We start from the raw sequence: 26,821 nt of genomic DNA, 5'->3' as shown, positions 1-26,821 counted from the left end.
CAATAATCGGCACCCATACGTGATCGAATTCCCGCGCTCAGATAACTAAGGGCGCAGAAGTCATTGTTAGTTTGGAATTTTCGAGGATTTACAACCTGGATGATTGGGCGAGAGTCTGTTTCTCACCAAATTTCCTCGAATGACGTCGGCGAACACCACCTCGATGATTTCGAGTGGCTTTTATAGCGGCGAGTTGATCGGCGAACTCCCGTTCGAAAATCCGGTGCCTGCCGCCACGCCGCGATCGCGACGCGCGAGAGGGGCGGCCCGACGGGACGCCCCCCGCTCCGATGCCCTTACGCGCGCCCCAACGCCGCCGAGATGAGCCGCAATCCATCGGCGCTGTCCCATTCGGCCGGCCCTTTCATCACCCCGAGGGTGCAACCGGCGCCATCGATCAGAAGGGTCGTCGGCAGGCCGAGGGACCCGGTGGCCTTCTGGATCGCCGGCAGGACGCGCCCGCCCGGATCGGCGTAGTAGGTGAGCTCGGCGATGCCGTTCTGGGTCAACCAGGCCGGCGGCGCGTCGAGGTTGCGGGTGTCGATGTTGATGGCCACCACGGAGAAATCGGGGCCGCCGAGTTGCGCCTGGAGCCGGTCGAGAGCCGGCATCTCGGCCTTGCACGGCGCGCACCAGGTCGCCCAAAGGTTCACGAGCCGAAGGCCCTTCATTCCCTCCAGGGTGGCCTCGGTGCCGTCCGGCCCCTTGAACGCCAGGGCGGGTGCGGGGACCGGCTTCGGCGAGACCTGCAGGGCGGCCACCTGGCCGCGCGCCAGCGGCGCGATCCGGCCAGCCGCCTCGGCGGAACCTGCACAGGGCGCGGCGGAGTTGCCGCCGGTCGAGCCCGTCCCGTATACGGCAAGCCCCGCGCCGAGCGCGGCAACGAGGATGGCTCCGGCGGCCAGTGTGAAGCGGGCGCCGGGCATCATCGTTGCGTCTCGGGCTTGGCAGGCGGGGCGACTGGAAGGATCAGGGACAGCATGAGCAACCGGATGTGGGGCGGGCGCTTCGCGAGCGGCCCCGCCGAGATCATGGAAGAGATCAACGCCTCCATCGGATTCGACAAGCGCCTCGCGCCCCAGGACATCCGCGGCTCCCTGGCGCACGTAGCGATGCTGGGGCAGGCCGGCATCCTGCCTGCCGCCGATGTGGCGGCGATTCAAGACGGTCTCAAGGCCGTGCGCGATGAAATCGAAGCCGGCGGCTTCGTGTTCAAGCGCGAACTCGAGGACATCCACATGTCCGTCGAGAGCCGGCTGACCGAGATCGTCGGCCCGGCGGCCGGGCGGCTGCACACGGCGCGCTCACGTAACGATCAGGTCGCCACCGACATGAAGCTGTGGGTGCGCGACACCCTCGACGGCCTCGACATCCAGGCCGCCGGCCTCCAGCGGGCGCTGGCCGAAAAGGCGCTGGCCCATGCCGGTACGGTGATGCCGGGCTTCACCCACCTGCAATCGGCCCAACCGGTCACTTTCGGTCACCATTGCCTCGCCTATGTCGAGATGCTGGCGCGCGACCGCGGCCGGTTCCGTGATGCCCGTGCCCGTCTCAACGAGTGTCCTCTGGGTGCCGCCGCGCTCGCCGGTACGTCCTTCCCCATCGACCGGCACGCCACCGCCGCGGCCCTGGGTTTCGACCGGCCGACGGCGAACTCCCTCGATTCCGTAGCCGACCGCGACTTCGCCCTCGAATCCCTCGCCGCTGCTTCGATCTGCGCTGTGCATCTCTCGCGCTTTGCCGAGGAACTCGTGGTGTGGACCTCGGCACAGTTCGATTTCGTGCGCCTGTCGGACGGTTATACCACCGGCTCGTCGATCATGCCGCAGAAGCGCAACCCGGACGCGGCCGAACTGGTCCGGGCCAAATCCGGACGCGTCATTGGCGCCCTTACGGGCCTTCTCGTCGTGATGAAGGGCCTGCCGCTCGCCTATTCCAAGGACATGCAGGAAGACAAGGAGGGTACGTTCGACGCCCTCCAGGCCCTGTCCCTGTGTCTTGCCGCCATGACCGGCATGGTGCGCGACTTGGAGCCCAACGCCCCCGTTCTCGCGCGCGCCGCCGGCTCCGGCTACGCCACGGCCACGGACCTCGCCGATTGGCTCGTGCGGGAACTCGGCTTGCCGTTCCGTGAGGCCCACCACGTCACCGGTCGCCTCGTCGGGACTGCCTCCGCTCGGAGCGTCGGCCTCGAGGAGCTGACCCTCGACGAGATGCAGGCGGCCGAGCCGCGGATCACCGACGCGGTCTATGCGGTCCTGGGCGTGGAGAACTCGGTGTCGAGCCGCACGAGCTACGGTGGGACGGCCCCGGACAATGTGCGGGCCCAGGCCACGCGCTGGCTCGAACAACTCGGGAAAGACGCCTGAGAACCCGGCCCGCACGAAAAAAGCTGGGCGGTGACGCGTGGCGTTCACGGCCCAGCTATGTGATCCTGCCTAGATCAGGCCCGAGCCCTTCGGAGATCGCGCGCATGCCCGTCGAGAGTTGGATTACGCCGGACGACACCCCCGTTTTCGCGGCGCAGGCCACGGACCGCATCGACGTCGCCCTGGCTCGCCTCGGCGAGGCCGAGCGTGCCGCGTTCTGGGCCTCCGTTCGCAAATGCTACAACACGCCGTATAACGATCCGAAGCCGCGCCCCCTACCGACGGTGCAGATCACCGCTCCGGTGCCGTCGCCGCCTCCGGTCCAGTCCATCGCTCAGGCACAGACCATCCCCCTCGAACGGCCGATGCCAGGCCGCGACGTTCCGATGGCCGCGATGCCGGTCCCCAGCTTTGCCATCGAGGCCCACGCGTCCTGAGGGCCGGCCCTGGACCCAAACAACATCGATGCGAAGGCAGAGCGCTGGAGCATCGCACCGGTCGAGCAGTCCGGTCCGATGCCCGCGCGTCCCACAAGGTTTCCCCATGCACCTCGACGTCCGCCGCTGCCTCATCCTCGGGCTCTCGACGGCCCTCCTGTGCGGGCCGACCGCCCTGACCGGCGCCGGATCGCCCCTAGGCGCCGGCGTCGCCCAGGCGCAGGAGGCGGCTCCCGAGGAAGCCGAATCCCCACGCAAGCGCCGCCGTACGCGCGACGCGAAGGGCACGGCCAAGCCCGTGTCGGCGCCGGGGATGCAGCAGGCGACCCCCGTGGCGATCTTCGGAGATTGGAACGTCTTCGCCAGCGGGCAGGGCAGGACGCGGGTCTGCTACGCCATCGCCCAGCCGACGACACGCTCGCCCAAAACCCTCAAGCGCGACACGGCCTACCTGTTCGTCACCGTTCGCAAGGCCGAGAACATCCAGAACGAGGTCGCGGTGATGCTGGGCTTCCCGGCCAAGCCCGCCGGAAGTCAGGCAGGTGCCGCCGCCAAGCCCGGCGCGGCCGCGACGGACCCGGCGATCCACCTCGGCGCAACGCGCTACGGCCTCGTGACCAAGGACAACAACGCCTGGCTGCAGAACCAGGCCGAGGAAGCGCGCGTCGTCACCGAGATGGCCCGCACGGCCAAGCTTCAGGTCAGGACCACGTCCCTCAAGGGAAATCCTACGAGCGACGAATACGCTCTGGCAGGCTTCAACGAAGCCATGAAGCGCACCCGCGACGAGTGCAAGTGAACGGGCACTTGTGAACAGGCGCTACTGAGCACGCGAACTTCGACGCGGGAAAGCCGCGCCTCCGAACGGGCACGGCGTTCCGTTTCGATCGCGTGCGGGCGTCTCAGACGGCGCGTAGGCGTCTGTCCTGCACCGGGCGGCCCCGCGCACCCGACCGGGCCCGGAACCGCTCGCGCGCGGCGCGTGCCGCCTGCTCGACGCTTCCGAACACCGTCCCGTCGAGGGGGTCGAAATCGCGCTGCGAGGAGAAGAATCGCACGCCGCCATGCTCCGGTACCGCGATTCCGGCCGTCACCTCTCCGATCTCGATGACTCGCGTCGGCGCGGGCACTTGCGCGGCGCGGAGCGACCGATCGACGTGCAGTTCGTTGCGAGCCCGGATGGCCTGCAGCTCGGTGAGCGGCGGAACGGCGGGACGGCGATACAGGGCGAGGGCGGTGGTTTCAGCGTGATGATACGACATGGGATCGGAAATTCCTGATGCCGGCGCGCGGCCGGACTTCGCATTGCGGGACGGTCCATCGTGTGGTCAGCGTCGACAGCAATCGCGGGTGTTCAGGTAAGACCGAGGCAGGAATACAGTCAGCACGGCAAGTCATCCTCATCGAGCAAGGACCACGAGGCGCGGGCGCATCGCAGTGCTTTAGCGTTTGGTGACGCGGCGCAAGCTACACACTTCAAATCACCGCGGTGCAGAGGCGGTGAAATCCGCCGCCGAACACCCCAAAGATGCTGTGCGGCGGCCTATTCGTCAACGGATCGATCTTTCGAATGCATGGTCCAACGTGGCAGGATGCGCCTCCAACGATGTCCCGCACGATGGCTTCCTTCGGTTGGGCGTCAGGCGGTGGCAACCACCTCCGCAAACGCCGAAAAATCGGTGAACACCCGCGCGGCACCGGCGGCGATGAGATCGGCGCCCGTGCGGTCGTGGGCCCAGTGGCCGCCGCCGACGAAGCCTGCGACACGCATGCCCGCCGCCCGGGCCGCCTGGACGCCCGGCACGCTGTCCTCGACGACGAGGCAGGCGCCCGGCCGGATGCCCATGGCGGCGGCGGCATGGAGGAACAGGTCCGGCGCCGGCTTGCCGCGCGCCACCATCGTGGAGGAGTAGACCCGGTTCCCGAACAGGGGCAGCAGGCCCGTCAGTCCAAGGGTATGAGACAGGCGGACCGGATCGCTGCTGGACGCGACGCAGTGCGGCAGGGAAAGGCCCGAAATGGCCAGCGCTACGCCGGGCATCGCCGTGAGGCCTTCGTCGAAGGCCCGCAGGGTGTCGGCCTTGACCACATCCACGAAGTCGTCCGGCACGGTGACGGGGTAATCGCGCACGATATGCGCCATGATCGAGACCATCGACGTACCGGCGAAGCGCACGCGGACGGTGTCGACGTCGATGGGCACACCGATGCGGTTGAGTCCGAAGGTGAGGCGAGCGAGGCTGATCGGCTCGCTGTCCACCAGCACACCGTCGCAATCGAAGATCACGAGCGCGAGGGTGGCATGCGGATCGGTCCGAGCGAGTTCGGTCGAAGTCTGTTGAATCAAGGCGGGTCCCCCGGGCGGCGGCGCTGGTTTCGCACGTGCGAGACAGGCACGGCAATGCGGCTCTCGCCGCCCGGATCGCCGGGACCTTGCACGGGAAGTCGGGCGCTCGTACTCAGGCAGCGGCCGGCGCGACGCCGGCGGGTGTGACCGGGTGCGATGCTTCGTTTCCTCAGCCGCTTCCTCGGCCTCGTTCTCCTCGCAGGGGGGTTCGTCGGCCTCGTCTATGACGGTGCCCGGTCCATCGCCAACAACGGCGTGCGGATGACGAGCCTGAGTGATCTGCTGTTCACATTGTTCAAGGATCGGGCGAGCGCGCTCCAGGGGGCAGTCGAGGGGGTAGCCCCCTGGCTTTGGCAGATCCTGGTACTTCCCCTCACCCTGGCCCCGGCCGCTCTCCTCGGTCTGGGGTTCGGAGCGGTCCTGCTCTGGCTTGGCCAGCCCGGCCGCGAACCCATTGGTTTCCTCAGCCGGTCTTGAGGCGAAGATCGATCTTCGGCATTCGCGCTCGGACGAGCCCCTTAATCCCCCAAGCCACGTGCCGTCGCGCACGCTGCAGACGGCCCAACGTTTGCGCGCGATGGGGCGGGCCTTATGATCGTGTGTTCGCTCGCGGGTGGATCGCCGCGCGCGGGATCGCCGTGCGTCACATCCTACGGATCTAGGGTCATCTCGATGTTCCGCCTCCTCGTTGCCGCCCTCGCCCTGCCGCTGCTGGCGGCCGCCGCCGTCGCCCAGGCGCCAGCCGCGCCGGGTGGCCGCACGGTGACAGCCACCGGCGTCACCAAGCCGCCGGGCCGGGCCGGCAACGCACCGTTCACCCGTGCCAACACCGAGGCCGATATGGCCAAGGCGCAGCGCGCAGCCGCGACCCGCGACAAGGCATGGGATTCGAAGATGCGCACCACCATGGGGTCCATCTGCAAGGGCTGCTGACGGCGCAGGCGACACGGGATGATCCGATTCACAGGCGTCTCGAAGCGTTTTGCGGATGCCGCCCGCCCCGCCGTCGACGCCATCCACCTGACGATTCCGGAGGGCGAGACCTGCGCGCTCATCGGCCCGTCGGGCTGCGGTAAGTCGACGACCCTGCGGATGGTGAACCGGCTGGTCGAGCCGGATGCGGGCACCATCCACCTCGCGGGTGAGGCTCTCTCCGGCATCGAGCCGATCCGCCTGCGCCGCCGCATCGGCTACGTGCTCCAGGGCGTCGGATTGTTCCCGCATTGGACCGTGGCCCGCAACATTGCGACTGTGCCCGAGCTTCTCGGCTGGTCGAAAACTCGCACCGCCGCGCGTATCGACGCGATGCTTGACCTCGTCGGCCTCGATCCCGACGAATTCCGGGGCCGCCGGCCGGACGCACTCTCGGGCGGGCAGCGTCAACGCGTCGGCGTCGCCCGGGCCCTGGCCGCCGATCCGCCGGTCCTGCTCATGGACGAACCCTTCGGCGCCGTCGATCCCGTGGCGCGCGGTCGCCTCCAGACCGAGATCGGCGCGATACTGAAGCGCCTGAACAAGACCGTGATCCTGGTGACGCACGACCTCGACGAGGCCGTTCGAATGGGAGACCGGATCGTCCTCATGCGGGATGGCCGCATCGTCCAGGCCGATACGCCCGATCGTCTGCTCGCACGACCAGCCGACGGGTTCGTGGCGGACTTCGTCGGGCCTGACCGGGCCCTCCGGCGTCTCGCCGGCCTCGACGTTGGTGATCTCGCCCGGCTTGGATCCAGCGAGGACGGGCCGGTCATCGCGTACGATGCTCCCGTGCGCGATGCTCTTTCGCTCATGCTGGAAACGGGTGCCGATCACGTCCGCGTGGCGGGGCTGGACGAGCCGTCGAGCCTCAGTCTCGCGGCCATCCGCGCCGCCTTGGCGCCCGCCGGTTGACCCGGCGGGCTTCGCGCGGCCTCAGGTGCCCGGCGTCAGCTTCAGGATCTTGCCACCGGCACCATCGGTGACGGCATACACCGCACCGTCGGGCCCGACCTTCACGTCGCGGATGCGTTCACCCAGGGGAATGCGCTCCTCGGTGACCACCTTGTCGCCGTCGAGCTTGATCGCCACGAGGCCACCGCTGGAGAGGCCACCGATGAGGAAGGCATCCTTCCAGGCCGGGAACTTGTCGCCGGTGTAGAGCGCCATGCCGGAGGGGCCGATCACCGGGTCCCAGTAATAGACCGGTTGGGCGGTGCCGCCCGCCTGGGTCTTGCCCTCACCAATCTTCTCGCCGGAGTACTCGATGCCGTAAGTCACCTCGGGCCAGCCGTAATTCACGCCGGGTCGCGGCCGGTTGAGTTCATCGCCGCCGCGCGGACCGTGCTCGACGGTCCAGAGCCGCCCCTGCGGGTCGAGGGCGGCGGACTGGACATTGCGATGCCCGTAGGACCAGATCTCGGGTTTGGCCTTCTCGCCGCCCGTGAACGGGTTGTCCTTGGCGGCATTGCCGTCGGTGTCGATACGGAAGACCTTGCCGAGGCCGCTTGTGAGATCCTGGGCCTGGACCCGCGGGCCCTTGTCGGAGCGCTCGCCCACGGTGACGAACAGCTTGCCGTCCGGTGCGAAGACGAGACGCGAGCCGAAGTGCTTGTCGCCGTCGTAGGTGGGCATCTGACGGAAGATCACCTTCACCTCGTCGAGGCGAGCGACGCCCTTGTCCTCGATGAGCTTGGCGCGAGCCACCGTCGTGCCGTTCCCCTTCTCCCGCGGTTCGGCATAGCTGAAATAGATCAACCGATCGGCGACGAAGCTCGGGCTCAGCGCGACATCGAGAAGACCGCCCTGGCCCTTCGCATCGACCTTCGGCACGCCGGGGATCGGTGCACCGGGCGTGCCGTCCTTCGAGAGGATCCGCAGGGTGCCGCCCTTCTCGGTGACCAGCATGCGGCCGTCGGGCAGGAACTCGAGGGCCCACGGACTGTCGAGGCCCTTGGCCACCGTTTCCGTCTTGACCTTGGTGGCCTCGGCAGGCTTCGGCGCCCGGGTCTGGTTCGGCAGAAGCGGCTTATAGGTCGTGTTGGGTGCCCCGGTCTCGGCGGGCGTCGTGCCGGCGGCGTCGGATGTCGGCGCAGTGAAGGCCTCGCCTTCGACCCGTGGCTGCCGAGGTGCGGTACCGCCCGCCTCCTGTGCGATGGCGCCCAAGGGGGGACCGGCGAGGGCGAGAGTCGCGAGCAGGGTCTGGGAGATGCGCTTCACGTCGGATTGTCCTCCATGGCGGCGAGATGCCGTGTCCGGTCCTATCGCAATCGGGTCTTGTCGTGGCCTGACTTTGCCGAGACTGGATCCTACCATGTCCAGCCGCCCCACGAACGGGGCAGCCGAACGCTCCCGTCCGGCTGCCGAAGCGCGCACGAGTAGAGAGCACATGGGGCCAGAGGGGCAGTTTGGCGAGTCCCGCCGGGTGACGGAGCGCGGCCTTTCGCGAGGGTGCGTCGGCCGGAGCCTGCCGTGAGTGGCAAACGAGCCCACGCCTCCGACATTGTTCGGGGGGCAGGGATTCGGGGAGGCGGGGGTTCGAGGAGGCAAGGTTCGGTGAAGGCGAGCGCTCGGGTCGGTGGACAACGCATGAGGCGGCCGGTGTGCTGCCCTGCGGACGGCGCGCACCGCCTTGACCGCCCGACCCAGCATTGCCAAGTCTCGTGACGAAGCGCCGCCGATGATGCGGCGCACCCGCCCGGCCCGGACGGGACGCGCCCCGGCGCGAAGGCATGCGAAAGGGACGAAGATGGCGACGGTGAAAGTAACCGACGCGAGTTTCGAGCAGGACGTTCTCAAGTCCGTCGAGCCCGTCGTGGTGGATTTCTGGGCCGAGTGGTGCGGTCCCTGCCGGCAGATCGGCCCGGCCCTCGAGGAGATCGCCACCGATCTCCAGGGGCGGGTGAAGATCGCTAAGGTGAATGTCGACGAGAACCCCGGCATCGCGGCGCAGTACGGCATCCGTTCGATCCCGACGCTGCTGATCTTCAAGAATGGCGAACTCGCCAGCCAGAAAGTCGGCGCGGCGCCGAAGGGCGATCTCTCGCGCTGGATTCAGGCGAGCGCTTAAGCGCGCCGTTGACCACTGGAAACCGAAAGCCCGGCGCTCGCGCGCCGGGCTTTTTTGTCCGTCGTCTCGGCCCCGAACAGAGAAGGCCCAGCCTTGCGGCCGGGCCTCCCAAGTTCCGGATACCGGAAGATCTACGGCCTAGTACGAGCCGAACTTGTAGTTCAGGCCGGCGCGGACGACGGCGAACTCGGTGTCGCGGCCACGCGTTCCGCCGGTAGCGGTAGCGTAGGGGGTGCCGGTGCGGAACTGCAGGCCGGTGCTGTTGGACACGGCGAACACGTTGCTGGCGGCGGTGCGATCGAGGTTCACGTACAGACCTTCGACCTTCAGCGTCACGGCGGACGAGCGGAAGAAGTTCAGGAAGGAGTCGGTCGGGAGAGCGTACTCGATACCACCGCCGGCAGCGTAGCCGGTGCGGAAATCGTCGTTGCCACGGAAGCCGCCGAACGAACGCTCGGCGCTACCGGCGCCGTAGGCGAAGCCGCCGGTGCCGTAGAACAGAACGCGGTCGAAGGCGTAACCGATACGGCCGCGCACGGTGCCGAAGTAGTCGAGGCTGGAGATGCCGTTCGGGTTGACGAACGTCAGATCCGGGTTCGGGGTGCCGACGAAACCGGCGACGCGGTTGCGGTCACGACCGAAGTCGACGTACTGGGCGTCGGCCTCGACACCGATCACGAAGCCGGAGCCCGGCGTGAACTGGTAGTTGTAGCCGATCTGGCCACCGCCCGTGAAGCCTTCCTGCGAGCGGCTGTTGTTGTAGATCACAGCGCCGTTGCCGCCGACCAGGCCGGGAGCGCGGAAGATGCCCGAAGCGCCCGTGGCGACGACGGCCGGGGTGGCGACGTCGTTACCGGCGTCGAAGCCGTAACCGGCGTTGAAACCGGCGTAGAAGCCGGTCCAGGTGAACACCGGCACCGGCACGAACACCGGCGGAGCGGCGCGGCGCGGAAGGTCGGCGGCCGTGGCGGCAGCCGTGAGAGCCGTGAAGGCTGCGAAAGACGTCAGAAGCTTTTTCATTTTTTATGATCCCCAGCGAGTTGCCCGATCGAAGGGCAAGCTAACCGACTTTCCACAGCCAAGATGTAGCGTTGGAGCCACACTGGCGGGGCCGATAGCGGCCAGGCCGGTGAGAGACAGAGCATCCTGGCGAGCGCCGCGAGATCCCGATCCCGACCGGGTTTGCCCGCCGGAAGGCGCGTCGGAACTCCCGTGAACCTCTTCAGACCGGCGGCGTCCCGTTGGCGGTCAGGACCGCCCCGGCAAGGTAGAGGGAGCCACAGATGAGGATGCGCGGCGGCCGCTCGAACGCCGTGGCGCACAGGCTCTCCAGGGCCGCCTCGATGCCGGACGCCACATGAGCATCGAGGCCGACCTCGACGGCGATCTGCGCCACCTCGTCGGCCGGCCGCGCCGCCATCTGCCCGGCGATGGGAACGGCGATCAGGGTGCGGGCGAGGCCCACGAAGTTGCGCAGGAAGCCCTCTGCGTCCTTCGTCCCGAGCAGTCCGACGACGAGAACGAGGGGTACGTCGCTGCGCTCGCCGAGATCCGCCATGGCGGCGGCGAGGATGCGGCCGCCGTCGACGTTGTGGCCGCCGTCGAGCCAAAGCTCCGCTCCCTCCGGCACGAGTTCGGACAGGCGACCACGGTTGAGCCGCTGCAGCCGCCCCGGCCAATCGACGGTGTCGAGGCCGCGTTCGATGGCGGCGATCCCGATATCGCCGAAGCCCGCCGCCCGCAGGGCCGCGATGGCGGTGCCCGCATTGGTGAGCTGGTGCCGGCCGTTGAGGCGCGGGCGCGGCAGGTCGAACAGGTCGACCTCGTCTTGGAACACGAGTCGCCCGCGCTCGGCATGCACGGAGAAATCCTGGTTGCCGACCCGAATCGGATCGGCCCCGACGGCGTCGGCCAGCCGGCACAGGACCGAATCGGCCTCCACGTAGTCCTGCGCGGCGATCACCGCCGGGCAGCCGGACTTGAAGATGCCGGCCTTCTCCGTGGCCACCGCCTCGACGGTGTCGCCGAGATACTCGGCGTGGTCGCGCCCGATCGGGGTGACCACGGCGCAGGCCACCCGGTCGATGACGTTGGTGGCGTCCACGCGCCCACCCAGTCCGACCTCCAGCAGAAGCACGTCGGCGGGCGTCTCCGAGAACAGCAGGAACGCGGCGGCGGTGGTGATCTCGAACACCGTGATCGGCTCGCCGGCATTGGCGGCCTCGCATCGGGCGAGGGCGTCGGCGAGCTGATCCTCGGGCACGTACTGGCCGCCCCCCACCGCGCCGATGCGGATGCGCTCGTGGAATCGCACGAGGTGGGGCGAGGTGTAGACGTGGGCGGCAAGGCCTCCGGCTTCCAGGATCGCCCGCATGAACGCGATGGTCGAACCCTTGCCGTTGGTGCCGGCGACATGAATCACCGGCGGCAGCTTGCGCTCCGGATGGCCGAGGCATTCGAGCAGGCGCTGGATACGACCGAGGGAGAGGTCGATCGTGCGCGGGTGCAGGGCGAGGAAGCGCGCCATGAGCGCGTCGGAGGAATCCATGGGCGTGCGTCGCGTCGCTGAGGCTCAGGCCGGATCAGCCGCGGGGGCCGTCCGGGGCGAAGTGGGAGCGTCCTGCTTCATGAGGAGGCCGCACAGGCGTGCGATCGTCTCTTTCAGGGCGTGCCGGTGCACGACCTGATCGATCATCCCGTGCGCGAAGAGGTATTCGGAGCGCTGGAACCCATCGGGCAGCTTTTCCCGGATCGTCTGCTCGATGACGCGCGGGCCGGCAAAACAGATCAAGGCGCCGGGCTCGGCAAGGTGGACGTCGCCCAGCATGGCGTAGGAAGCGGTGACGCCGCCCGTGGTCGGGTTGGTCAGCACCACGATGTAGGGGAGCTTCGCCGCCCGGAGCCGGCGGATCGCCACGGTGGTGCGCGGCATCTGCATGAGGGAGAGAATGCCCTCCTGCATGCGCGCGCCGCCGGACGCCGAGAACAGGATGTAGGGGGTGCGCTTGTCGAGGGCCGTCTCGGCTCCTCGGACGAAGGCCTCGCCCGCCGCCATACCCAGGGACCCGGCCATGAACGCGAAATCCTGCGCCGCCAGGGTCATGGGCAGCCCGCCGACCCGACCGAAGCCGATCTTGAAGGCGTCCGGCATTCCGGTCTTGGCGCGCGCGTCCTTGAGGCGATCGACGTAGCGCTTCTCATCGCGGAACTTGAGCGGATCTGCGGCGACCTCCGGCAGGGGCACGTCGATCCAGGTGCCCTCGTCGAACATCATCTTGAGGCGCGCCTGGGCGCTCATCTTGAGATGGTGCTCGGAGCCGGGAATGACCCAGTGGTTGCTCTCCACCTCCTTGTGGAAGACCATCTGCCCGGTATCGGGGCACTTGACCCAGAGATTCTCCGGCGTCTCGCGCTTGAACAGGGTCTTGATCTTGGGGCGCACGACCTCCGAGATCCAGTTCATCGGCTCAACCATCATCGTGATGCCGTCCTTGGTTTCGCGAATTCGGTGATCAGACCCTGTCCGGTGATCAAGCCCGGGCCGCCCGGCGCACGCCCTCGGCGAGATCGCGCACCAGGGCGCTCACCGCCTCGACCGTTCCGGCCCCCGCGCGGCCCTCGCCGTCGAGGCTGCCCCGGAGGGCGTCGATCAGGGCGGAGCCGACCACGACCCCGTCGGCACCCCGCGCGATGGCGGCGGCGTCAGCCCCCGTGCGGACGCCGAAACCGACCACGACGGGCAGTTCGGTGTGGCGCCGGATGCGCCCGACGGCATCGGCCACCTTGCCGAAATCCGGGGTCGCCGTCCCGGTGATGCCGGTGATCGATACGTAATAGACGAAACCGGCCGTGTTCGCGAGGACGGCGGGCAGGCGCTTCTCGTCCGTGGTCGGCGTGGCGAGCCGGATGAAGGCGAGGCCCTTGGCGAGTGCCGGCAGGCAGAGTTCGTCATCCTCCTCGGGCGGCAGGTCGACGACGATGAGGCCGTCGATGCCGGCCGTCACCGCATCGTCGAGGAAGCGGTCGACGCCGTAGGTGTGGATCGGGTTGAAGTACCCCATCAGGATCACGGGCGTGCCGGCGTTGCTCTCCCGGAAGCGGCGCACGAGGTCGAGGGTGCGGGCCACACCCTGGCCGCCCTTCAGCGCCCGCAGGCCCGCAGCCTGGATCGCGGGGCCGTCGGCCATGGGATCGGTGAACGGCAGGCCGAATTCGACGATGTCGGCCCCCGCTTCCGGCAGGGCCTGAAGCACTTTCAAGGATGTCTCCGGGTCCGGGTCACCCGCCATCACGTAAGTGACGAGGGCCGCGCGCCCCTCCGAACGGCAGCGGGCGAAGGTCGCCTCGATGCGGGTCGGGGCGGAACCGGTGACGGGACTTGGTACGGTCATGGGCGCTTGCGCTCTCGCGGCCGGCCCGGATCGGGCTCACGGATGAGCCGTCGCGCCTACACCATCGGGGCGGGCCCGTGAAGCGCGAGCGATCCGATGGCGCCAAAGGCCGCGGGCGCCGCCCTGTTCGTCCGCCTGGGAAACGGACGGCGGCGGACCGACCGCCACGCAGCCGCATTCTCAGGTCGCCTAGCAAGGAACGCTTAAGCGCCTTTCGAAAGCCGGCGTTCAACCCCGGCTGGCATCGTCCCTCTGCGCTGCGAACGGGTCGGTCCGTCCGCACCGGGGAGAAACGCATGACCAGCCAGACCCTCGCGCTGATCCTCGCCGTCCTGGCCGGGGCCTTCGTGCTGGTCGTCCTGCTGCGCCGGCACGGGATGCCGGCGGTGGAGGGGGCGGAGGTCGAGCACCTCCAGGCCCGCATCCAGCGCATCACGGAGAGCGAGGAGCGCTACCGGGCCCTCGTGGAGGCGACCACCGAGATCGTCGTCCAGCGCGACGCCCTCGGGCGGATCACCTTCGCCAATGCCGGGTTCGGGCGCCTCGTCGGCGCGGAGGCGTTCGCCCTCGTGGGCTCGACCTTGGAGGCGTCCTGCCTGGAGCACGGCCCCGTTGAGGAACGTCCGGACGGCGTGCGCCGGGTCGAGCGGCGGCTCGCCCCCGTGACCGGCCCGCCGCGCTGGTTCTCCATCATCGAGATGCCGGTGGCCGGTCCCACGGGCGAGACCCAGTGGCTGCATGCGGGCTCCGACATCACCGAGCGGATCGAATCCGCCCGCTCCCTCGACGAGGCCCTGACCCGGGCGGAAGCCGCCAACGTCGCCAAATCCCGCTTCCTCGCCACCGTCAGCCACGAGTTCCGCACGCCGCTCAACGGCATCCTCGGAATGGCCGACCTAGTTCTCGACACCGGGCTCGACGCCGAACAGCGTACCTACGTCGAGGCGGTGCGGACGTCCGGCAAGGCGCTGCTGTCGCTCATCGACGGCATCCTCGACTTCTCGCGGATCGAATCGGGCCGCCTCGACCTCGCCGCCGCACCCTTCGACCTCGCAACTCTCGCCGAGGGCGTGGTCGAGCTCCTCGCGCCGCGGGCGCAGGACAAAGGCATCGAGATCGCCCTCGACATCGCCGAGGATGTCGCCCCGATGGTCATCGGCGACGCGGACCGCGTGCGTCAGATCCTCGTCAACCTCGCGGGCAACGCCGTGAAGTTCACCCAGACGGGCGGCGTCGGCATCGAGATCGGGCGGGAGGACGACCATGTCGCACTCACGGTTCGCGACACCGGGCCGGGCATCCCATCGGAGCGGATTCCCCTCCTTTTCGAAGAGTTCGAGCAGGGCGACGGCAGCGCCAGCCGACGCCACGAAGGTACCGGCCTCGGGCTCGCCATCACCCGCCGCCTCGTCGCCCGCATGGGCGGCCGGATCGAGGCGGAGTCGGCGCTGGGCCACGGCAGCCGCTTCACCGCCCTCCTGCCCCTGCAGGCCGCCGGGACCGAGGATCCCGTCGCGGCGCCTGTATGCCTCCACGGGCGCACGGTGCTGATCGTGGCAGCCTCACCGTTCCAGGCGCCGTTCCTCGCCCGTCGGCTGTCCAGGGTGGGCGCCCATGCCACTGTCGTGGACACCGAAGCGGCCGGGCTCGCAGCTCTTTCCGGCGCAGGCTTCGACGCGATCATCGCCGACCGCTCCCTCGGCGACGCCGCCGTACGGACCCTCGCTCAGGCCGCAAAGGCCGGGGGCGTGCGCTGCAGTCTCGTCCTGCTCTCGCCCTTCGACCGACGCGAATTCGGGTCTCCGGGCGCGGCGGGCTTCGACAGCTATCTCGTCAAGCCCGTGCGCACCCGCTCCTTGTTCGACCGGCTGATGGCGCCGGCACGCCCCATCGGGGGGCCCGAAGGACCGTCGGCCGCCGCGCCTCCACGGGTCGCCGCGTCGGGCCCGCGCGTGCTCCTGGCGGAGGACAACCCCATCAACGCCCTCCTGGCGACGAAAGCTCTGGAGCGCCTCGGCGCCACGGTGGTTCCGGCGCGCGACGGGCTCGAAGCCGTGGCACTCTTCTCCGAGGGCGGAGCGTTCGATCTCGCCCTCATCGACATCCGCATGCCCGGTCTCGACGGCCTCGAGACCGCCCGGCGCATCCGCGCCCTCGAGGCTTCGCGCGAAGGCGGGCCGCTTCACCTCGTGGCGCTCACGGCCAATGCGGGGCGCGACGACGAGCTGGCGGCCCGAGCCGCCGGCTTCGACGGTTTCCTTGCCAAACCCCTCAACCTGAGGGCGCTGCCGGCCCTGCTCGAACGGCGGTCGGCCGCGGCTTGACCTGGCAGTTGACGGGCCGCGTTGACAGGTCCGGGCCGGCGCGCGAACACGGGCGCATGGCCGCTTTCCAGACTTTCGACGCCCCGACGATGGACTCCTCGTCCGCCCGCCACGACCGCAGCATCCTCGCCGGTATCGCGGCGATCGTCTTCGCCACGGTTCTGATCGGAACCCTGGCTCCGGCCTCGCACAGGGCGGCCGCCGTGGCGCCGAGCGCGGATCATACCTGCGCCGAGTGGGGCGACGGCTGCCGTGTCTGCCAGCGCCGGGAGGAAGGGGCCGCCTGCTCCCTGCCGGGCATCGCCTGCGTGCCGTCCGAGATGCGCTGCCTGCGCCGCGTCGGCGACTGAGTGTCTCTCACAGAACTCCCGTTGCGCCGCCGTGCTCAGAGCGAGAACCGATGGTGACCGGGAGTATTGTGAAGCACTCTGAGCCGGCGGCCCCCGTGACCGCGCCGACCTTCCGGTTCGCGCCGAGCCCCAACGGCCGCCTGCACCTCGGCCATGCCTGGTCGGTCCTGCTCAACGCCGATCTCGCCCGGCGCTGGGGCGGGCGCCTCCTCCTGCGCATCGAGGATATCGATCCCGGCCGCTCACGGCCCGACTTGGTATCGGCGATCCAGGACGACCTCGCCTGGCTCGGGATCGCCTTCGACGGAACGGTTCTGCGCCAATCCGAGCGCGTGCCGGCCTACCGGTCGGTCCTCGGGGGCCTCGCGGCCCGAAATCTCGCCTATCCGTGCTTCTGCTCACGTTCGGAGGTCGGCGCGGCGGCGCGGGCCGCCGCCGGGGATGGCCCACTCCCGCGCGATCCCGATGGGGCGCCGCTCTATCCCGGCACGTGCCGGATTCTACCGGAGATCAGCGTCTCCGCCCGGATCGCCCGGGGCGAACCGCACACCTGGCGCCTCGCCATGGACCGCGCATGCGCGGCTGCGCCCGGCCCGTCCGGTTTTTCCACCTTCGCACCGGACGGAACTACGGGGTCCGTGCGTGCCGACCCGGCTCGCTGGGGCGACAGCGTCATCGGCCGCCGCGACGTGCCGACGAGCTATCACCTCGCCGTTGTGACCGACGACGCAGCGCAGGGCATCACCAATGTGGTACGCGGCGCAGACCTCCTGGCCGCCACCGATCTCCACGCGCTGCTGCAGGCGCTCCTCGGTCTGCCGGGCCCACGCTACCACCACCACGCCCTCCTGCTCGACGCCACCGGCGCCAAGCTCGCCAAATCGCGCGGCTCCCAGAGCCTCGCCGACCTGCGGGCGCAGGGCGTCGAACCCGAGTCCATCCGCGCGCAGCTCGGCTTCTCCTGAGGGGCCCTTGCGGCGGGCGCGCGTTTGCGCCTCTCATCGCCCAAAATTCCGTGACGGAGAGTCCCGTACCCGTGTCCGACCGCTTCAACGCCGCCGCCCATTGCCTCTCCGAGAACGCCCGCCTGCGGCCCGACAAAGCCGCCCTCGTCATGGCGGGCGCCGACGGAGCCGCCGCCACCCTGACCTTCACCGAGGCCGATCGGGCCGTCCGGGCAATCGCGGCGGGTCTTCTCGGCCTCGGCCTGACACCCGGTGCGCGGGTGATGATCCGCCTCGGCCACGAGGCCGACTACGTCCTGACCTATTTCGGGGCGTTGGCCGCGGGCCTCGTCGCCCTGCCGGCCTCGCCCCAGCTGACGCCCGCCGAGGCCGCTTTCCTCGCGCGCGATTCCGGGGCCGCCGTGATCGCCGCCGGCGCGGACATCGCCCTCGATCCCGCGAGCACGGACGGCCGCCTCGTCCTGCGGCCCGCCGACATCGCTGCCTTCAAGGCCGGGCCGCCGCTGCCGGCCTACGCCGACACCGCCGCCGACGATTCGGCGATCCTGGTCTACACTTCCGGCACCACGAGCCGGCCCAAGGGCGTGCGCCACGCTCACCGCTCGGTGCGCGGACGCCGACCGATGCATGCCCACTGGCTCGGCCTGACCGACACCGACGTGATGCTGCACGCCGGCACGTTGAACTGGACCTACACCCTGGGGGTCGGCGTCACCGATCCGTGGGCCTGCGGCGCCACCGCCGTGCTGTACGACGGCCCGCGCGATCCGGCCGTGTGGCCGTCCCTCATCGCTCGCCATGGCGCCACCGTGTTCGCCGCCGTGCCGAGCCTCTACCGCCAGATCCTCAAATACGCAGACCTCCCCGCACACGACCTCACGCGCCTGCGCCACGGCGTGACGGCCGGCGAGGCCCTGCCGGCCGAACTCCTCGCCGCCTGGACGGACGCCACGGGCAAGCCGCTCTACGAGGCACTGGGCATGAGCGAGATCTCCACCTACGTGTCGAGCGGTCCCACCATCCCCGTGCGCCCCGGCTCGCCGGGCCGTCCCCAGCCCGGGCGCCGCGTCGCCATACTGCCCACGGACGGTGCACCCGAGCCGCTGCCGCCGGGTGAGATCGGCCTGCTCGCCGTGCACCGCTCCGAGCCCGGCCTGATGCTCGGCTACTGGAACCGGCCGGACGAGGACGCGGCGGTCACCCGGGGCGACTGGTTCACCGGCGGCGACCTCGCCAGCCTCGATTCCGACGGCTACCTCTGGTTCCACGGCCGCAACGACGACCTCATGAACGCGCTGGGCTACCGGGTCTCGCCGAGCGAGGTCGAGGCGGTGCTCGCCCGTCACCCGGACGTCGCCGAAGTCGGGGTCGCTGAACTCGGCGTCCGCGCCGACCTCCGGGTCATCGCCGCCTTCGTGGTGCCGAGAGCCGGGGCGTCCCCCGATGCTGCCGCCCTCATCGCCTTCTGCCAGGCGCATCTCGCCGCCTACAAGTGCCCGCGCGCGATCCGCTTCCTCGAAGCCCTGCTGCGCACGCCAAACGGAAAGATCCAGCGCCGCCGCCTCGGACAGGACTGAGGCGAACGCACCTCGGACGATCGCAGCCGAGGTTGTGGCGTCGGGGGGGGCTCGATAGAGCGGGGGCGCTTGCAACGTTTCTCGCCAAAGATGGCCGCCCCGCGATGCCTCCCCTCCCTCTCTCGGTCTTCATCATCGCCCAGAACGAGGCCGACCGCATCGGGGCTACGATCCGGGCGGTGCGGGGCCTGACGGACGATCTCGTGGTGGTCGATTCCGGGTCCACCGACGGCACGCAGGCCCTGGCGGCGTCCCTCGGTGCCCGGGTGATCCACAACGGCTGGTCTGGCTACGGCCCGCAGAAACGCTTCGCCGAGGACCAGTGCCGCCACGTCTGGATGCTCAACGTCGATGCCGACGAGGTGGTGCCGGAGGATCTGGCGGCCGCGATCCGGGCCGCCTTCGGCAAGGGCGAGCCGCGCCACCCGGCCTATCGCATCGCCATCGCGGAGATCTTTCCCGGCGAGGGCCGCCCGCATCCCTGGGCCTACCGCCTCACGCCCGTGCGCCTCTACCGCAAGGATCGCGGCCGCTACTCACCGTCCCCGGTCCACGACCGCGTCGACCTCGCCCCGGGCGCCAGCGTCGGCACCCTGCGCGGCGTGATCCACCATTTCTCGGTGCGCTCGCTCGGCGACCAGCTCGACAAGCTCAACCGGTACTCCGACCAGCAAGCCGACGATCTCGCGGCCCGCGGCGTCGCGATCCCGACCTGGCGCCTGTTCGTGGAGTTGCCGGGCAACTTCCTCAAGGCCTATTTCGGCCGCCGCCATTTCGTGCGCGGCACCTACGGCTTCCTCACGGCGATGAATTACGCCATCTCCCGCCACCTGCGCGTCGCCAAACATTACGAGCGCCGCCGGGCAGATTCTCACACCAGCACGGATTCGCGGCTTGACCGCCCCGACGCGAAATTCTAGATCGACGGCCTGCGGAGACGTGGCCGAGCGGCTGAAGGCACTCGTTTGCTAAATGAGCATACCCCGAAAGGGGTATCGAGGGTTCGAATCCCTCCGTCTCCGCCACTCTAAGTCATTGAAATCATTGATGTTTCCGTCATGATGCTTGCGCATCATGGCACAGGGCCCTGTCACAGCCTGGACTTCGGTCCCGGCTCGGATCCGGGGCGCCTGTGTACGTCGTCAAACGCGGTGGCCGTTTCTGGTTTCGTAAGATCGTCCCGGTAGACCTCGTGGAGGTGCTCGGCATTGCCGAGATCCGCCGGTCGCTGCGTACCGCCAGTGCCCGCGAGGCACGACGGAGGGCGCTGGACGTGCTGGTCAGGGTCGAGGACGTCTACGAGGTTCTCCGGTCCGAAAGGCCCCTGCGCCCCGCCAGGGACGTCGCAATGGCCCTACTGGAACAGGCGCTCGCCACGAACGATGGCATGCCGGGTTCTTTCGAGACTCGGGACCAGTTGCTGCGGGATGCGCGCGGTGCCATGCGCCGGACCGGAGACCTTGATGTCTCGGTCGGTCGATCCGGCGCCCCCGCCGGCCTGGGGGAGATCCGCACCGACGACGTCGTGACCGCAGCCGAGGCGCTCCACCTCCTTCGACGCGAAGGACCGAGAGGCGAAGAGAACAGGCTCGCGGTTTCGATCCTGGAAGCGGTCGCAAGGATGAGCCACGGGCGTCTTCCGGAGACGGCGGGAGGCCTGAAGGACCTCGACGAAGCCCTCGCGTCACTCGCGAATATGCGAACCGTGGAGTCTGCATTCGGAGGCGCGGCACCGTTCGAGGCCCTTAGGGCGATCATCTCGGGTCTGATGGCGCCCCCAGCACCCCGGCTCGATGACCGTTCCGTAAAGGAGATGGTTGCCTCGACGCTTCGGGACGAGTTAGCGCGCAGCGAGGCGGAACGGTGGTCCGGAATGCCGCTCGCGGATGCCATCGCGAAGTTCGTGGCTGAGGAGAGCAGCAAGCGCGGCGGGGCCAAGCATCAGCAGGATGTCCCCCGGCGCCTCGCTTCGTTCCTCAGTTGCGTCGGGAACAAGCCGATTCGCGACGTGATCCGGGACGACGCGAAAACCTACCGGGACCTGCTCGACCGGGTTCCCGACCGGTTCGTGCAGCGGTTCAAGACCTACGATCTGCGGGAGGCCATCGCGGCGAACGCGAAGTGCAAAGCGCCTAACCCGGCGATTGGCAACGTCACCGTCGATCTCAAGTACCTCGGTCCCGTGCGCCGGCTCTTCGAGTACCTTCTCCGGGATGGGTTGATCGGCTCGAACCCGTTCACCGACATCCGGTCCCGGCAACAGGAAAAGTCCAGCGCCAAGTCGAAGCGCCTGCCGCTCAAGACCGCCCACATCAACGGCCTCTTCGCCCTGACCGCGAAGGAGCCCGTCCTCTCGGCGACCTACTGGCTGCCGATCATTATGCTGTTCAGCGGCGCCAGGCCGGGTGAACTGGCGCAGTTGAAGGTCGGCGACCTCCGGGAGGACTACAACGGGCGCCCCCACTTGAACGTGCTCTGCCTGGAAGACACGGAAAACGAGGAGCCGGACATCGAGACCGTTCGGAAGGGACCGGAAGAAACGAGAACTGTGAAGACTCTCGCCGGGCACCGGCTCGTGCCAGTGCACCCCATGCTCGTGCGGATGGGGCTCCTCGACCTCTTCGAGCGCCGACGCAGGGCATCAGGCCTCGACAAGCAACTCTTCCAGGACGTGACGGCAAACGCTTACGGGCACTACAGCGCAGCGGTGACCCGGCGCATCAATCGGCGCCTGCGGTCCCTGGGCATCGAAAACAAGCGTTTCGTCCTCTACAGCCTCCGCCACAATTTCATCGATGCCTGTCACGCCGCCGGGATGCCGGACGTGGCGCGCATGAAGATCGTGGGCCACCAGATGGAAGGCATGGGAGGGGTCTACGGCAATCCCCTGCCGGAGGCCTGGGAAAGCGCCTGGATCGAGAAAGTCGCGTACGAGGGCATCGAACTGGAGCCATACCTGCGGATGGCGCCCAAGATCCCAGTCCCAGGTTCCCGAACATCCAAAACGCTTTCCGTATGACCCGGTAGTTTCGTTCCTATTCCACGGTTGATTCCGACATGGTAGACAGGGGATACCATACGGAATGACGGCTTAGCCTCAGCAGGCGCGGGTATCGGGCAATGGCTGGGCCTGACTGCGCCGCTCTCCAGTAAAAGGGGCGTAGTCCGCATTCAAGGACGAAGCAGGGTCCCCCCGGGGAGGGGGCCACACGTGACGTAGTGTGGGCATCGCGGGCACGAACGGTCGTCCGGGTACGGCGCGAAATCTCCGGCCAGGATCGCCGCCGCCATTTCTCGCATCTTGGTCTCCCGGTTCGCGAGCTTTTTGCTGTTGAGATCGATGGCGGTCACGCGATCCTCGCTCAAATGGATGGCTTCGACCTGGGCGTCGGTCCCGTGCCGGCGCCGCGCCGCGAGGAGGTAGAGACCGTAGATCAGGTCGTCTTCCTCGGTTGCTCCCTTGCGCCCCGAACGGACGCGACGGAACGTCAAAGCACCATCTGACCCACGTACCTCGTCCGGCTCGACGATAACCGACAACCCTTCGAAAGTCAGTTCGACAGCCGTTCGGTCACCGAATGGGTGACCGATCCGCGACCGCATGGACGCCTGCACCAGATCCAAGCCAGCGAGCCTGTAATCCTCGGCATAGCCGTGCCTGATCGGCCCCTTCTCCTGCCAGACCCCGTTGAAGTGGGCCTCCACGTCTCCGGCCGCGAGATGCCATCTCTCTGGGTCGGTTCGGAGCCAGCGCATGACGGCGTAGACGACGTCATGCATCTGCACGAAGGCCGTGGAACGCCGCCCGCCGGACATGCCGAGGACATGGGTGTAAAAGAACCGCTTGGGGCATTTCTCGTAGAGCGAGACCTGCTCGGCGGTGAACCGCGGCGGCTCAGACCATCGCATGGGAATGCGGTGGGCCGAAGGGTCGGTTCTCGATGGCATCAGGAGCGCCGGATCGTCTCGGACCGTCGTGCTCGCAGCCACCGCGGCAAGGAACGGGGAAGGGCTACGCCTGTTCCCGTTCGCCATTCGGCTGGCGGCGTAGAAGGAGAGGTGCGACCGTGCTCGCGACATGGCCACGAAGAAGAGGCATTGCTCCTCCTCGTCATGGCCTGCCTTCACGGCCTCGATGCCCGTCATGCCTTCCGTCCCGGCGATCATGCCGTCGGGAGGCGGGCAGCGCGGCGTCTGGTTCGCCCCCGGAAACCCGCTGACCACCATGCCGGGAATATGAACGGCTTCGAATTCCAGTCCTTTGCTTGCATGGACCGTCATGATGTTCACGGCATCCATGGTCCCCGCGGCGGCCGGCATCTGTCGCAGATCACGTTCCTCGGAGAGGAGAACGAGGCGACGAGCCCGGTCGACAAGGCGCTGGATTGGAAGGCCGGCCCCTTCGGGAAGCGCGCGGCAGAACGTCATGAGCTGCCGGATCGCGATCATGCGGAGCCGGTCGCTGATTCGCGTGGACGCGAGCAGCGTGCGGACCAGGTCGGTGCGGTCGAGCAAGAGGTGGCAGAGGGCATTCCAGGGATGGCTGGTTTGATCCAGCCCATCGAGATCCGCCGCAAGACGATCCAGTGCCCGCTGAGCGTCCGCTCCCAGGCCCGCGCGGGCAACTGGCAACCACGCCATCGGCGTTTTGCTGCCGACCATCGCCTCCCTCATGCGGCCCAGGTCGGCCAGATCCAGGGCATAGGCCGGCAAGGTCGCGATACGGGGAAAACTTGATGCTTTCGGGTCTACCAGGAGCATGATGAGCGCCAGAAGGTCTCTGACCTCCGGTCTTTCAAACAGGTTTCCAAGGAAGAGCACCGGGATGTCCCGCTTCTCCAACTCGTCCGCGATGTCGGCGAGGCGCCCGTTGCCGCGGCAGAGGATGGCCTGGTCCCGGAACGCGACGCCTTGTCCTCCCAACTCCATGATCCGGGCGGCCACGGCGGCGGGTTCGTCGTCGGGATGCTCGACACGGCGCAATTCGGGGCCTTGTCCCGTGGGATGGGCATGCGCGTGCAGGTCGAGGGGAAGGACGCCTCGCGAGGCCAGCATGCCCCCGGCATACCGGACGAACGTATGGACCACCTCGGGTGAGGATCGATAGTTCACTCTCAATTGATCTAACGTGCCGCCCGGGAAATCCGTGCGGAAGGTGGACATGTTGACCGAGGATGCCCCTCGAAAACGATAGATGGACTGCCGGGAGTCGCCCACGACCCACAGGCGCTCGCCGGAGCCGGCCAAGGCTTGGATGATCCTGACGCTCGCCCTGTTCACGTCCTGGTACTCGTCCACCAGGATGTGCTGGTGCTTCGCCCGCAGCAGGGAAACGACTTCGGGATCGCGCTCCAGCAGCAGGGACGGACGCATGACGAGGTCACCGAAATCGAGCAGGCCGGCACGGCGCATTTCCGCGTCGTAGACCTTGTAGACCTCGGCCACCTCGACGGCCTTCGCCGCCCTGGTACGCTCTTTCTCATCACCGCTCGCGTCGGCGGCTTCCACCATCCGGCGCGCGAGCGTCATGTAGCGTTCGGGATCGACGAGTTCGTCCTTAGCCCGGGAGATTGCCCGCAGGATCTCTCCGAGGTCGAGGGTTGGATCGTGCAGGTTTCGATAGAACCTGAGTGGCAGGCGCGGGACCATGTCCTCAAGCAGGCCCACCGCGTCGGCGCGATCCACGAGCCGCGGATTGTCCGGTAATCCCTCCTTGTCATGGAACCGGCGCAGGACATCCAGGCCGAAGCCGTGGAAGGTGCCGACCCAGACCGCCGAGGCGCTCTCCGGCGAGACGGTGGTAAGGCGCTCCGAAAGTTCCCCGGCGGCCTTGTTCGAAAAAGTCAGGACAAGGATCTTACCGGGATCCTCCCCGGCATTGACGAGCCTCTCGATACGGCTGATCAGCGTCTTCGTCTTTCCCGTACCAGGACCGGCCTGGAGGAGGAACGGGCTCCCCTCATGGCGTGCCGCTGCATCCTGGCTGGCATCAAGTGCGGCCGCGGGTCTCTCAGGGGCCTGCCTATGAACAAGATAGGGAGGTAGCAGCAACGCATCGAGAAGCTGCTCGGCGACGACGGGATAAGGCAACCTCGTGCGGGCGGCGATGGCGCGAGCGTTCAGACCATCCTCGATGAAAAGCCGGCGCGCGAGCGCCCGGGGCAGTGCCAATTCGCGCGCGAACAGATCGGCTTGGACCTCACGGCGCTCGCGCCTGCCGTAGTCGGCGACCTTCTCGACCCCGCTGGCCGCTCCTTCAGCCGGACGGCTCGGATCGATATGCCTATCGATGATTGCCTCGCCGGGATCATGCAGCACCGCATGCCCAAGTTCATGCCCGGCGAGTAGTGCCCGATCCGCCTCGGAACCGATATCCTCGCAGACGATGGCGCCGAGGTGCGGGTCGTACAGCCCACGTCCCCCGCGCAGATAGGGGTCACCGGGCTTCAGCCAGGAGACGTCGATCTCGCGGGTCTCGATGGCGGCCAGCACGACCTGCAGCGCGTCGAGCGGATCGGCACCGGCCGCGACTGCCTCGGCGTGGATGCGAGCGGCCTCGATGCGAACGGCCTCGAACGTGTCCATGCTGTCCCTAAGTCGTCAGAGCGAGGATAGATGACGTGTCTGTTCCGGCGTAAGATGCGAGGTCTCCATGGCCTCGGTCAGGCTTTGCTTCTCGGCGACGGATGGTTTCCCCTCTGACTTGAAGCGTGCCGTCGCCGGAACCAATGATGGACCGGAGAGAAATGCGGCGAGGGTCTCCGCAGTGGTCCCCAACGAGCCGGCCAACGTTTCGATGAATCCGCGCGTAAGGTCCTCGAAGCGGATCATGCGGTCCTTGATACGACCCATGAAGAGCACGTTGCAGCCGAACGCCTTGGCAGCGATCCGCAGGCTTCGTGCGTCATGCGCAGCGAAAGGATCGACGGGCACGGGCGGAGTTATGGACTTGCCCAGACTGGCTTCCAGACGTGCAAATTCCTCAAGGGCGGCCAAGCCTGCCGTCGCATCAACGGGCGAGCAATCGGGTTCGGTCGTCCAGGCCGCGGCCGTCAGTTCCAGGGAGAGCTCGGAGAGCTCGGGTTCGTACTCGGGGTATAGGTGAGCGAATGCGATCAAGCGCTCCGCAGGCGTTCCCTTCTCGGACACTGCGAAATCCATCAGGACGTTTTCGCGTGTCGGCCTTTCGTTCTCGTGCCTCATGACGCTTTCCTTTCCAGCATCTCACGAATGAGTTTCGTGCCGCGAGCGATCCGGTTCCGAACGGTTTTCTCGACCACGCCGCATTTCTTGGCGATGGTCATCTCACCGGGGTCGGTCGATTCGATCTTCATGCCTTCCAGGAAAAATTTCATCGGCAGGCGGAGATCGTCCGGTAGGGAGTCAATCGAAGCCAGGGCCTTTAGCCGGTAAGGTTCGAATTCCGTTTCGGTCATGCCGAACCGCAATTCGGGTTCGGGCTGGGCGAGTTCCCGTTCGTCACCATCTCCGTCGTCGTCCGAACCCATCGCGCGGACGGTGAGATCCGCCTTTTTGTTGTCGCGTCGCCGCTGCGCGCCGTACATGTCCATGCGCAGGGCGGCCAACGCGCCGTCGAACATCGACTCGAAAGGGTCGAGACGCTCAGGCTCCGGACCGAGACCGAGAGCCAGGGTCCGGTTGAATCGGCTCCGCACCTCCTCACGAACGCCTTCGACGTCGGATACCGAGCCTGCTCGAACCGTGTGGCTGAGGCTGTTCCGTACCCGTAGGTCGAGAACGGAATACAGGCGGTTGAACCAAGCCGTATTGTTGCCCCGCCTTGCCTCGCGCAGCAGGTAGACGAGGCATTCGGAAGGGACGTAGGCGGTAGCCCCGCGTGTCCGGACCTGGAGCCGTTCGAGGATGGCATCCCGGCTCGCCGTCGACAACTCCTCCAGAAGTGTCGTTATTTCGGGCCGCCGACTGTAGGTCGTGCCGTCCGACGCAAGTTTTGTCAGCGGATTCAGCATTTCCGCGCGTCCCCCTTCGATGATC

The 26,821-nt window shown here is 68.1% G+C and carries 24 protein-coding genes and 1 tRNA gene; 14 read left to right on the top strand and 11 right to left on the bottom strand.

Translation table 11 applies throughout. The annotated features are described in order from the left end of the window. Window positions 1–296: 296 nt before the first annotated feature. Window positions 297–929, bottom strand: coding sequence for a TlpA disulfide reductase family protein (locus ASF25_RS07350; protein ID WP_082502529.1), 633 nt, complete (start codon window positions 927–929; stop codon window positions 297–299). A gap of 51 nt (window positions 930–980) precedes the next feature. On the opposite strand from ASF25_RS07350, the gene argH reads away from it, so the two are divergent. The 3 genes from argH to ASF25_RS07335 all read left to right on the top strand — a co-directional run bounded on the left by argH (window position 981) and on the right by ASF25_RS07335 (window position 3,605). Further along, window positions 981–2,369, top strand: coding sequence for an argininosuccinate lyase (argH, locus tag ASF25_RS07345; RefSeq protein WP_056304181.1), 1,389 nt, complete (start codon window positions 981–983; stop codon window positions 2,367–2,369). 104 nt (window positions 2,370–2,473) lie between these two features. After that, window positions 2,474–2,806: a hypothetical protein gene (locus ASF25_RS07340; protein WP_056264075.1), complete on the top strand. Its 333-nt coding sequence runs from the start codon at window positions 2,474–2,476 to the stop codon at window positions 2,804–2,806. Between the two features lie 106 nt (window positions 2,807–2,912). Continuing rightward, window positions 2,913–3,605, top strand: coding sequence for a hypothetical protein (locus tag ASF25_RS07335; RefSeq protein ID WP_056304179.1), 693 nt, complete (start codon window positions 2,913–2,915; stop codon window positions 3,603–3,605). Window positions 3,606–3,708: 103 nt separating this feature from the next. On the opposite strand, the gene ASF25_RS07330 is transcribed toward ASF25_RS07335, so the two are convergent. Both ASF25_RS07330 and ASF25_RS07325 read right to left on the bottom strand, forming a co-directional pair. Further along, window positions 3,709–3,969 carry a hypothetical protein gene (locus ASF25_RS07330; RefSeq protein ID WP_082502535.1) on the bottom strand — a complete coding sequence of 87 codons (261 nt, stop codon included), beginning with the start codon at window positions 3,967–3,969 and terminating at the stop codon, window positions 3,709–3,711. Window positions 3,970–4,445: 476 nt separating this feature from the next. Further along, entirely contained in the window at window positions 4,446–5,153 is a 708-nt protein-coding gene (locus tag ASF25_RS07325; protein ID WP_244472935.1) for an HAD-IA family hydrolase, read from the bottom strand. Window positions 5,154–5,309: 156 nt separating this feature from the next. Between ASF25_RS07325 and ASF25_RS07320 the strand changes: the two genes are divergently transcribed. The 3 genes from ASF25_RS07320 (at window position 5,310) to ASF25_RS07310 (ending at window position 7,043) form a co-directional block, all read left to right on the top strand. Next, complete coding sequence (locus ASF25_RS07320) at window positions 5,310–5,630, top strand: hypothetical protein (RefSeq protein WP_056171245.1); 321 nt, start codon at window positions 5,310–5,312, stop codon at window positions 5,628–5,630. Window positions 5,631–5,825: 195 nt separating this feature from the next. Further along, window positions 5,826–6,086, top strand: a complete 261-nt coding sequence (locus tag ASF25_RS07315) for a hypothetical protein (protein ID WP_056171246.1) — start codon at window positions 5,826–5,828, stop codon at window positions 6,084–6,086. Between the two features lie 18 nt (window positions 6,087–6,104). Beyond that, window positions 6,105–7,043, top strand: coding sequence for an ABC transporter ATP-binding protein (locus ASF25_RS07310; protein WP_056304175.1), 939 nt, complete (start codon window positions 6,105–6,107; stop codon window positions 7,041–7,043). A gap of 21 nt (window positions 7,044–7,064) precedes the next feature. On the opposite strand, the gene ASF25_RS07305 is transcribed toward ASF25_RS07310, so the two are convergent. Further along, complete coding sequence (locus ASF25_RS07305) at window positions 7,065–8,348, bottom strand: PQQ-dependent sugar dehydrogenase (protein ID WP_056304173.1); 1,284 nt, start codon at window positions 8,346–8,348, stop codon at window positions 7,065–7,067. A 529-nt stretch (window positions 8,349–8,877) separates the two neighbouring features. Here ASF25_RS07305 and trxA point away from each other — a divergent pair. After that, window positions 8,878–9,198: a thioredoxin gene (gene trxA / locus ASF25_RS07300; RefSeq protein ID WP_056088302.1), complete on the top strand. Its 321-nt coding sequence runs from the start codon at window positions 8,878–8,880 to the stop codon at window positions 9,196–9,198. Window positions 9,199–9,336: 138 nt separating this feature from the next. Here the strand turns inward: trxA and ASF25_RS07295 are convergent, their stop codons facing one another. From ASF25_RS07295 to trpA, 4 genes are all read right to left on the bottom strand, one after another. Next, entirely contained in the window at window positions 9,337–10,218 is an 882-nt protein-coding gene (locus tag ASF25_RS07295) for a porin family protein (RefSeq protein WP_056171252.1), read from the bottom strand. Between the two features lie 202 nt (window positions 10,219–10,420). Further along, the gene (locus tag ASF25_RS07290) at window positions 10,421–11,746 is read right to left on the bottom strand and encodes a folylpolyglutamate synthase/dihydrofolate synthase family protein (RefSeq protein ID WP_056304171.1); all 1,326 of its coding nucleotides are present in this window, start codon (window positions 11,744–11,746) and stop codon (window positions 10,421–10,423) included. A 24-nt stretch (window positions 11,747–11,770) separates the two neighbouring features. Further along, on the bottom strand, window positions 11,771–12,673 hold the full coding sequence (gene accD / locus ASF25_RS07285; protein ID WP_056171294.1) for an acetyl-CoA carboxylase, carboxyltransferase subunit beta: 903 nt from the start codon (window positions 12,671–12,673) through the stop codon (window positions 11,771–11,773). A 55-nt stretch (window positions 12,674–12,728) separates the two neighbouring features. Beyond that, window positions 12,729–13,589 (bottom strand): tryptophan synthase subunit alpha, encoded by an 861-nt coding sequence (gene trpA / locus ASF25_RS07280; RefSeq protein WP_056264064.1) that lies wholly within the window; start codon window positions 13,587–13,589, stop codon window positions 12,729–12,731. 296 nt (window positions 13,590–13,885) lie between these two features. On the opposite strand from trpA, the gene ASF25_RS07275 reads away from it, so the two are divergent. The 7 genes from ASF25_RS07275 to ASF25_RS07245 all read left to right on the top strand — a co-directional run bounded on the left by ASF25_RS07275 (window position 13,886) and on the right by ASF25_RS07245 (window position 21,824). Then, a complete protein-coding gene (locus ASF25_RS07275) occupies window positions 13,886–15,913 on the top strand; it encodes an ATP-binding protein (protein WP_056304169.1) in 2,028 nt (675 codons plus the stop codon). Window positions 15,914–15,969: 56 nt separating this feature from the next. Continuing rightward, window positions 15,970–16,263: a hypothetical protein gene (locus ASF25_RS07270; RefSeq protein ID WP_082502527.1), complete on the top strand. Its 294-nt coding sequence runs from the start codon at window positions 15,970–15,972 to the stop codon at window positions 16,261–16,263. Between the two features lie 95 nt (window positions 16,264–16,358). Then, window positions 16,359–17,228, top strand: a complete 870-nt coding sequence (gluQRS, locus tag ASF25_RS07265) for a tRNA glutamyl-Q(34) synthetase GluQRS (RefSeq protein WP_056304166.1) — start codon at window positions 16,359–16,361, stop codon at window positions 17,226–17,228. Between the two features lie 71 nt (window positions 17,229–17,299). Beyond that, window positions 17,300–18,805 carry an AMP-binding protein gene (locus tag ASF25_RS07260; protein WP_244472934.1) on the top strand — a complete coding sequence of 502 codons (1,506 nt, stop codon included), beginning with the start codon at window positions 17,300–17,302 and terminating at the stop codon, window positions 18,803–18,805. A gap of 104 nt (window positions 18,806–18,909) precedes the next feature. Then, window positions 18,910–19,725 carry a glycosyltransferase family 2 protein gene (locus tag ASF25_RS07255; RefSeq protein ID WP_056304163.1) on the top strand — a complete coding sequence of 272 codons (816 nt, stop codon included), beginning with the start codon at window positions 18,910–18,912 and terminating at the stop codon, window positions 19,723–19,725. Window positions 19,726–19,738: 13 nt separating this feature from the next. Continuing rightward, window positions 19,739–19,830: transfer RNA gene (locus ASF25_RS07250), tRNA-Ser, on the top strand. 107 nt (window positions 19,831–19,937) lie between these two features. Further along, a complete protein-coding gene (locus ASF25_RS07245; protein ID WP_056304161.1) occupies window positions 19,938–21,824 on the top strand; it encodes a site-specific integrase in 1,887 nt (628 codons plus the stop codon). Between the two features lie 152 nt (window positions 21,825–21,976). Here the strand turns inward: ASF25_RS07245 and ASF25_RS07240 are convergent, their stop codons facing one another. Genes ASF25_RS07240 through ASF25_RS07230 form a run of 3 tightly spaced genes read right to left on the bottom strand, consistent with a single transcriptional unit; the run spans window position 21,977 to window position 26,796 of the window. Continuing rightward, window positions 21,977–25,390 (bottom strand): ATP-dependent helicase, encoded by a 3,414-nt coding sequence (locus tag ASF25_RS07240; protein WP_056304159.1) that lies wholly within the window; start codon window positions 25,388–25,390, stop codon window positions 21,977–21,979. 15 nt (window positions 25,391–25,405) lie between these two features. Beyond that, a complete protein-coding gene (locus tag ASF25_RS07235) occupies window positions 25,406–26,008 on the bottom strand; it encodes a hypothetical protein (protein WP_056304157.1) in 603 nt (200 codons plus the stop codon). Next, window positions 26,005–26,796 (bottom strand): hypothetical protein, encoded by a 792-nt coding sequence (locus tag ASF25_RS07230; protein WP_156368902.1) that lies wholly within the window; start codon window positions 26,794–26,796, stop codon window positions 26,005–26,007. Before ASF25_RS07230 ends, ASF25_RS07235 begins: the two co-directional genes overlap by 4 nt. Between the last annotated feature and the right edge of the window lie 25 nt (window positions 26,797–26,821).

The organism is Methylobacterium sp. Leaf100, from assembly GCF_001422845.1.
In the GTDB taxonomy this organism is placed as follows: Bacteria; Pseudomonadota; Alphaproteobacteria; order Rhizobiales; family Beijerinckiaceae; genus Methylobacterium.
This window is presented reverse-complemented; position numbering and strand designations above follow the sequence as displayed.

Coding starts and splice junctions, on each gene's coding strand:
- ASF25_RS07235 (WP_056304157.1), bottom strand. CDS start 26,008: ATGAGGCACGAGAACGAAAGGCCGACACGCGAAAACGTCCTGATGGAT.
- argH (WP_056304181.1), top strand. CDS start 981: ATGAGCAACCGGATGTGGGGCGGGCGCTTCGCGAGCGGCCCCGCCGAG.
- trpA (WP_056264064.1), bottom strand. CDS start 13,589: ATGACCGTACCAAGTCCCGTCACCGGTTCCGCCCCGACCCGCATCGAG.
- ASF25_RS07295 (WP_056171252.1), bottom strand. CDS start 10,218: ATGAAAAAGCTTCTGACGTCTTTCGCAGCCTTCACGGCTCTCACGGCT.
- ASF25_RS07255 (WP_056304163.1), top strand. CDS start 18,910: ATGCCTCCCCTCCCTCTCTCGGTCTTCATCATCGCCCAGAACGAGGCC.
- ASF25_RS07275 (WP_056304169.1), top strand. CDS start 13,886: ATGACCAGCCAGACCCTCGCGCTGATCCTCGCCGTCCTGGCCGGGGCC.
- ASF25_RS07290 (WP_056304171.1), bottom strand. CDS start 11,746: ATGGATTCCTCCGACGCGCTCATGGCGCGCTTCCTCGCCCTGCACCCG.
- ASF25_RS07335 (WP_056304179.1), top strand. CDS start 2,913: ATGCACCTCGACGTCCGCCGCTGCCTCATCCTCGGGCTCTCGACGGCC.
- trxA (WP_056088302.1), top strand. CDS start 8,878: ATGGCGACGGTGAAAGTAACCGACGCGAGTTTCGAGCAGGACGTTCTC.
- ASF25_RS07230 (WP_156368902.1), bottom strand. CDS start 26,796: ATGCTGAATCCGCTGACAAAACTTGCGTCGGACGGCACGACCTACAGT.
- ASF25_RS07310 (WP_056304175.1), top strand. CDS start 6,105: ATGATCCGATTCACAGGCGTCTCGAAGCGTTTTGCGGATGCCGCCCGC.
- ASF25_RS07350 (WP_082502529.1), bottom strand. CDS start 929: ATGATGCCCGGCGCCCGCTTCACACTGGCCGCCGGAGCCATCCTCGTT.
- accD (WP_056171294.1), bottom strand. CDS start 12,673: ATGGTTGAGCCGATGAACTGGATCTCGGAGGTCGTGCGCCCCAAGATC.
- ASF25_RS07320 (WP_056171245.1), top strand. CDS start 5,310: ATGCTTCGTTTCCTCAGCCGCTTCCTCGGCCTCGTTCTCCTCGCAGGG.
- ASF25_RS07340 (WP_056264075.1), top strand. CDS start 2,474: ATGCCCGTCGAGAGTTGGATTACGCCGGACGACACCCCCGTTTTCGCG.
- ASF25_RS07240 (WP_056304159.1), bottom strand. CDS start 25,390: ATGGACACGTTCGAGGCCGTTCGCATCGAGGCCGCTCGCATCCACGCC.
- ASF25_RS07270 (WP_082502527.1), top strand. CDS start 15,970: ATGGCCGCTTTCCAGACTTTCGACGCCCCGACGATGGACTCCTCGTCC.
- ASF25_RS07315 (WP_056171246.1), top strand. CDS start 5,826: ATGTTCCGCCTCCTCGTTGCCGCCCTCGCCCTGCCGCTGCTGGCGGCC.